Annotated in this window: 5 protein-coding genes; 1 reads left to right on the plus strand and 4 read right to left on the minus strand. The window is 65.5% G+C overall.

The features are described from left to right. Positions 1-157: 157 nt before the first annotated feature. The gene (locus FS320_RS36820) at positions 158-1,024 is read left to right on the plus strand and encodes an NAD(P)-dependent oxidoreductase (RefSeq protein WP_152717274.1); all 867 of its coding nucleotides are present in this window, start codon (positions 158-160) and stop codon (positions 1,022-1,024) included. Between the two features lie 66 nt (positions 1,025-1,090). On the opposite strand, the gene FS320_RS36825 is transcribed toward FS320_RS36820, so the two are convergent. The 4 genes from FS320_RS36825 to FS320_RS36840 form a co-directional block, all read right to left on the minus strand. Continuing rightward, positions 1,091-1,879, minus strand: a complete 789-nt coding sequence (locus tag FS320_RS36825; RefSeq protein ID WP_162003478.1) for a hypothetical protein — start codon at positions 1,877-1,879, stop codon at positions 1,091-1,093. Positions 1,880-1,889: 10 nt separating this feature from the next. Beyond that, positions 1,890-3,401: a caspase family protein gene (locus FS320_RS36830; protein ID WP_152717276.1), complete on the minus strand. Its 1,512-nt coding sequence runs from the start codon at positions 3,399-3,401 to the stop codon at positions 1,890-1,892. A 106-nt stretch (positions 3,402-3,507) separates the two neighbouring features. Further along, positions 3,508-3,714: a hypothetical protein gene (locus FS320_RS36835; protein WP_152717277.1), complete on the minus strand. Its 207-nt coding sequence runs from the start codon at positions 3,712-3,714 to the stop codon at positions 3,508-3,510. Positions 3,715-3,726: 12 nt separating this feature from the next. After that, positions 3,727-4,518 carry an enoyl-CoA hydratase-related protein gene (locus FS320_RS36840; RefSeq protein ID WP_152717278.1) on the minus strand — a complete coding sequence of 264 codons (792 nt, stop codon included), beginning with the start codon at positions 4,516-4,518 and terminating at the stop codon, positions 3,727-3,729. Between the last annotated feature and the right edge of the window lie 998 nt (positions 4,519-5,516).

A 5,516-nucleotide genomic window follows, 5' to 3' on the forward strand; every position in this document is an offset into this window, starting at 1 on the left:
CTTCTTCCTGAAAATCAAGCACTTCAGACGCATCGCCACGCGCTACGAACAGACCCCACGGGCGTTTATGTCAATCCTTTGCCTCGTCAGCGCGTTCATCTGGACCAAATGAATGTCAACGCGCTCTAGAACCGGCTGAATATTCAGGGAGCAGACGATGGCGAAGGTTGCATTCCTCGGACTTGGCGTGATGGGCTACCCCATGGCGCGTCACCTCAAGGCGAAGGGGCATGAGGTGACGGTGTACAACCGCACGGCGGCGAAGGCCGAGCAGTGGGTGGCGGAGAACGGCGGACGCGCCGCCAAGACGCCGCGCGAGGCAGCCGAAGGCCAGGAGATCGTGTTCGCCTGCGTCGGCAACGATGACGATCTGCGTCAGGTGACGCTCGGTCCTGATGGCGCCTTCCACGGCATGGGCAAGGGCACCATCTTCGTCGATCACACCACCGCCTCGGCTGAAGTGGCGCGCGAGCTCTATGCCGCCGCCAACGACACGGGCTTTTCCTTCATCGACGCTCCCGTCTCGGGCGGCCAGGCCGGCGCAGAGAATGGCGTTCTCACGGTCATGTGCGGCGGCGATGAGGAGGTTTATGCCAAGGCCGAGCCCGTGATCATGAGCTTTGCCCGCGCTTCCCGCCTCCTGGGCCCGGCCGGCTCCGGCCAGCTCACCAAGATGATCAATCAGATCTGCATTGCCGGCCTCGTGCAGGGCCTCGCCGAAGGCATCCATTTCGGCAAGAAGGCTGGCCTCGACGTCGAGGCGGTGCTCGAGGTGATCTCCAAGGGGGCCGCCGGCTCCTGGCAAATGGAGAACCGCGGCAAGACCATGAATCAGGGCAAGTTCGATTTCGGGTTCGCAGTCGACTGGATGCGCAAGGACCTGTCCATCGTACTGGGCGAGGCCCGCAAGAACGGCGCCAGCCTGCCGGTCACGGCCCTGGTCGATCAGTTCTACGCCGACGTGCAGAAGATGGGCGGCAAGCGTTGGGATACGTCGAGCCTGATCGCTCGGCTCGACAAGTAGTCGCTCGCTCGCAATCCGAGGATCGAAAACGAAGCGCCGGAACCGAGAGGCTCCGGCGCTTTCGTGTCAGCGGACTTCCTCGGTACAGGGACGTCCCGGCCGACAACGCTCCGTATTGCCTCCACCCGGGCGTCCGCCAGAGGGCCCCGGACCGGGACGGATCTGCGGCGGCCTCTCGAAATCACGAATGGGACGAGGCTGAACCGACGGGCGCGGCGGCTCGCGGAAGGCGCGCTCCTCCCGAGGCGCTTCCATGCGAGGAAGAGGCCTTGGCTGAAAGACCGGCGCCTCCGGGCGCTCGATCCGAGGTGCCAGGCGTGGCGAAGGACGCTCGCGATCGAGCCTCTCCACCGCGACAGGCCGCTCGCGCTCGATTCGCGGACGAAGCCCGTCGTCCCGGCGAGAACGGCGCTCTTCAGGTTGCGGCAAGACGATAGCAGGACGACCGGCAACGGGGGCGCCCCGCTCGGGTCCAATGCGCGGATCCGGACGATCGAAGTCGCTCCGTCCGGGCCGCTGCCGTTCGATCTCGATCTGCGGCCTCTCAGGCCGGACCTGCCGTGGGAGAATTTCGCTCCCGTCGAGGCGCGGATCTCTCGGACGGGCGGCATCCCGCACGGGAGCCTCCGGACGAATCGCGCGGGGATCAGGATCACGCCCGATGGGGCGCAGACCGCGCAGCGCTTCTGGACGCACCGCCGGTTCGCCGATATTGGACCGACCCGGGCGAGGCCGCTCCTGAGGCACATCCACGAGCGGGATCGGGCGCGCGGGAATGCGGCCGGGACGGCCCCGCGGCGGATCCCCGGGGCGAGCGCCCCTGTCCTCGCGCGGCGTCCTCGGGTCGACCGACACCGGAATCGGCTCAATCGGCGCGGCGAGCCCAGGCTGCCGCGGAACGACCGGCTGCCCGGGACGCAGTCCACGGCGCGGGCGGGGACCGCGCTCGTCGCCCATGAGAGCGCCGAAGACCGGCGGGGCGGCAACGGGAATGGCGACCGGACCACGCGGCGTGATCGGAGCAATGGGCTGGTAGAACGAACGGGGCGGCCGGGCGCGTACAGGGACCGGAATGGCCATCGGGATCGGCAGGACGCCCGCCATGATCGGTAGCGGCGGCGGCTCGCGGATGATCGTGACGAAGTCCTCGTCCTCGTCCCAAGACGGCAGAAGATAGGCCGGAACCCGGGGCGGCGGCACGTCGCGGATGATCGTCACGACCTCTACCACGTCGACCCGCTCCACCTCCGGCAAGGGCGGGGGCAGGTCCTCGTAGATCACCTCCTCGAAAGCCGCCGGCGGAGCATAAGGTGCGGAAAGGCGCGCGAGCCGGCGTCGGCTGTCCGGCGCATGCGGGCCATTCGGGTAGCGGCGCAGATAGGTCCAATAGGCTTCCCGCGTGTTGCTCCCCAGTGTGCGGCGCCAGACGATGGCTTCGCGGCGGGCGGCGAGGAGCGCCGTCACCCCGCCGGGCGAGGCGATGATCCGGATAGCGGCGCAGGAAGGCCTGATAACCCTGGATCGTGTCGCGCTCGACTGCGATGGCATAGGCCTCGTCGGCCGGCGCCTCCTCGATCCGGCGCACCTCGCGCACCAGCGGCGCGGCCTCCGTCTGCTCGAAAAAGACGAAGGACCCTTGGCCGAGATTGGCCGAATGCCAGGGGATCTGCTGGCCGTTCGTCGACTCGTGCGTCCGAAGCCGTGCGCGGGCGAAGACTTCGTCGAGGGCTAAGCCCGGCTGGCGGATCATCTCCGCAAGAGCCGTCGCATAGGCGCCGTAGGGTCCCTGGCCGTCGGTCGCGGCGATGTTGGGGGCGGATGAGAAGGCCATCAGAAATCCGGCAGGCGGCTCCATGAGGGCAAGTCCCTTGGCGATCGGTTCGCCCGTGGAGCCGAGCGGATAATCCCGCGCTATGTCGGCGACGATCACCCGCACCTGCGCGGGGCTGCGCTCGAGGGAGCGGACGAGATCGGAGAGGCGGAAGCCCTCGATCGGCACGTCCACGTCGCGCTCGATGCGGGCATCGACCGGCAGCAGGTAGTTGTCGCCTTCAAGCTGCACTCCGTGTCCGGCCAGATAGATCATGACCGTGGAGCCGGGCTCCAGATCCTGAGCCTTGTCGAGAAAGTCGCGGACGAGGCTGCGCAGATCGTTGGCGCCGAGATCGCGCGCCTGGATGACCTCGAAACCGGCACTGGTGAGAGTCTGGGCGATCAGGCCGGCATCGTTGACGGTGGTCGGCAGCGGGCGGCCTTCATAGGCGCCCTGCCCGATCACAAGCGCAAGACGACCCTGAGCAGACGCAACAGACGCCTGCCCGGCTACGGCCGCGAAGGCAAGGCTGAGGAAAACGATAGCACGTTTCAGAAGAGACACGGTCGACGCACCCTTTCACCCGTCTTGCGGGTCTTCGCGAGCAGATAAGGTCAAGGCAGTTGAATAGGCTGTGAACAAAACAGGACAATAGGCCCAAGCTGAAAGGTCAGCGTCGGGTCATCGTCAGATAAACGATGAACCCGCCGATCGCGATGGCGAGGCCCATGAGAACCATCTGACGTGTCTCGCCCGTCAGGGCCGCGTCCCGGTACATCTGCGAGAGCCGCTCGGCGCGCTCGGGATCGCGCGACATGAAGAGCCCGATCACGACGCTCAGGGTGGCGAGGCCGAGGATCCAGTAGGTGGGACGCATGGGTCGATCTCCTTATCGTCCCTCGAACCGGGGAGCTCGCTTTTCGCGGAAGGCCGCGACCCCCTCCATGAAATCGTCGCTCGATCCGGCCTCGGCCTGGAGCCTGGCTTCGAGATCGAGCTGCGTTTCCAGGTCGTTGGCCAGGCTCTGCGCCACCGCCTGCTTGGTGAGGCGATAGGCCAGCCCCGGACCCGCCGCGAGGCTTGCCGCGAAAGCCGCCAGATCGACCGCGAAGGACGCGTCGTCGAAAACCTTGTAGACGAGGCCCATGCGCTGGGCATCCTCTGCGGAAATTGCCTCGGCGCTCAGCATCAGGGCGAGCGCCTGCTTGGGGCCGACGAGGCGCGGCAGGATCCAGGTGCCGCCGGCATCCGGGATCAGGCCGATCCTGGCGAAGGCTTCCTGCAGATACGCCGAGCGCGCCGCCACGACGATATCGCAGGCGAGCGCGATGTTCATGGAGGCCCCGACCGCCGGACCGTTCAGGGCGGCGATGGTCGGCTTCGCATAGTTGGAGAGCCGGAGTATCAGCGGGTTGTAGTCGCGGGTGAGCGCGGGTCCGAGATCGACGCGGCCCTGCTCGTCGCGCTTCAGGTCCACCGTCAGGTCCTGACCCGAGGAGAAGGCCCGCCCCTCCCCGGTCAGCACGACCACGCGCACCGCGACGTCCCGCTCGAACTGGTCCAACGCATCACGCAGATCCGCGTGCATGGCGGCGTTGAACGCGTTCATCCTCTCGGGCCGCGCGAGCGTGATCGTCGCGACCGGTCCATCGACGGTGCAGCGCAGGGTCGTCGGGCTCATGCCTCAAGCTCCTTGTCGTCGAGCTTGAACATAGTACGGATCTGGAAGCGGAGAACCTGGAAAAGCTCCGTTCAGACTAAGGATGGATGCTTGCGCTGCTGGCCCCTTAAATCGATGAGGCGCTTCTCTCTGGGACGTTGCGTCAAGGACCGGCTGATTGAGAAAGCTCCAGGCGGGCACTCAGCTGACTCTCCAAAGCTGCTCGACTGAAAGTTTCCCCTATCCCTTTGATTTCATACCGGGGCTCCTCGCCTCCGGAGGGTAGCAGCTTCGTGACGACGAACGCTCCTGACCACGGGCCAAAAAAGCGTTTGGCCGTGAATGTCACATGTTGACCACGGGCATAGAGATACTCGGACACAAGGAATTCCTTTCGAGATTCGGATGAGGTCTGCCGCAAGGCCTCGCGGCGAGCGGGACGGGAATAAGCGATGTCCGCCCGTTCTCTGTCAGAAGGGATTCTCGCTTGATCATGGCTGCTAGTGTCTGAACGGATGAGCCTGCTCGTTCTTGTGCTGGGCCCTGCGCGGCAGGCTTGGCCAAGGAACAAGGTTCAGATTGGCACGTTCGTTCATGCCGCTTGCACCAAGAAAGTTTGACGCACTTACTTCCCGAAAGGTGCTCAACGGCGAAGCGTCCCGGCTGAGTTCGTCCTCGCCGGCCACGCAATCACACGGTCGTGTGGCGGATCGTATCTGATACTGCGGCTCGGAACGTCTGGAATCCAGGCAGCCGACAACCGTGTAAGGCTGCCTGCAAACGAGGTGAGGAAAACGCTGCTCCGTATAAAGAACATGATCTCCGACAGCGAAATGGTGAGCTTTCATGGGGTTCACTCCTTCATGAGATACTGTCGGCGAATTCAGAGGGTTGGCGCCAACGCAGCAAAGCGGGTCACGCGCGTCTTGGTGCGCGGCCATCCGTCCAACCAGTGTACGACCCGCAAGACGTTCATCGCAGCCGCCGAACACACCTCCTGGAGGCCGGTCTTCAGGAGC

Source organism: Microvirga tunisiensis, assembly GCF_009296175.1.
Classification (GTDB): domain Bacteria; phylum Pseudomonadota; class Alphaproteobacteria; order Rhizobiales; family Beijerinckiaceae; genus Microvirga; species Microvirga tunisiensis.

What these genes read in the sequence shown, in the direction of transcription:
- FS320_RS36820 (WP_152717274.1), top strand. Translation starts at nt 158, where the DNA reads ATGGCGAAGGTTGCATTCCTCGGACTTGGCGTGATGGGCTACCCCATG.
- FS320_RS36835 (WP_152717277.1), bottom strand. Translation starts at nt 3,714, where the DNA reads ATGCGTCCCACCTACTGGATCCTCGGCCTCGCCACCCTGAGCGTCGTG.
- FS320_RS36840 (WP_152717278.1), bottom strand. Translation starts at nt 4,518, where the DNA reads ATGAGCCCGACGACCCTGCGCTGCACCGTCGATGGACCGGTCGCGACG.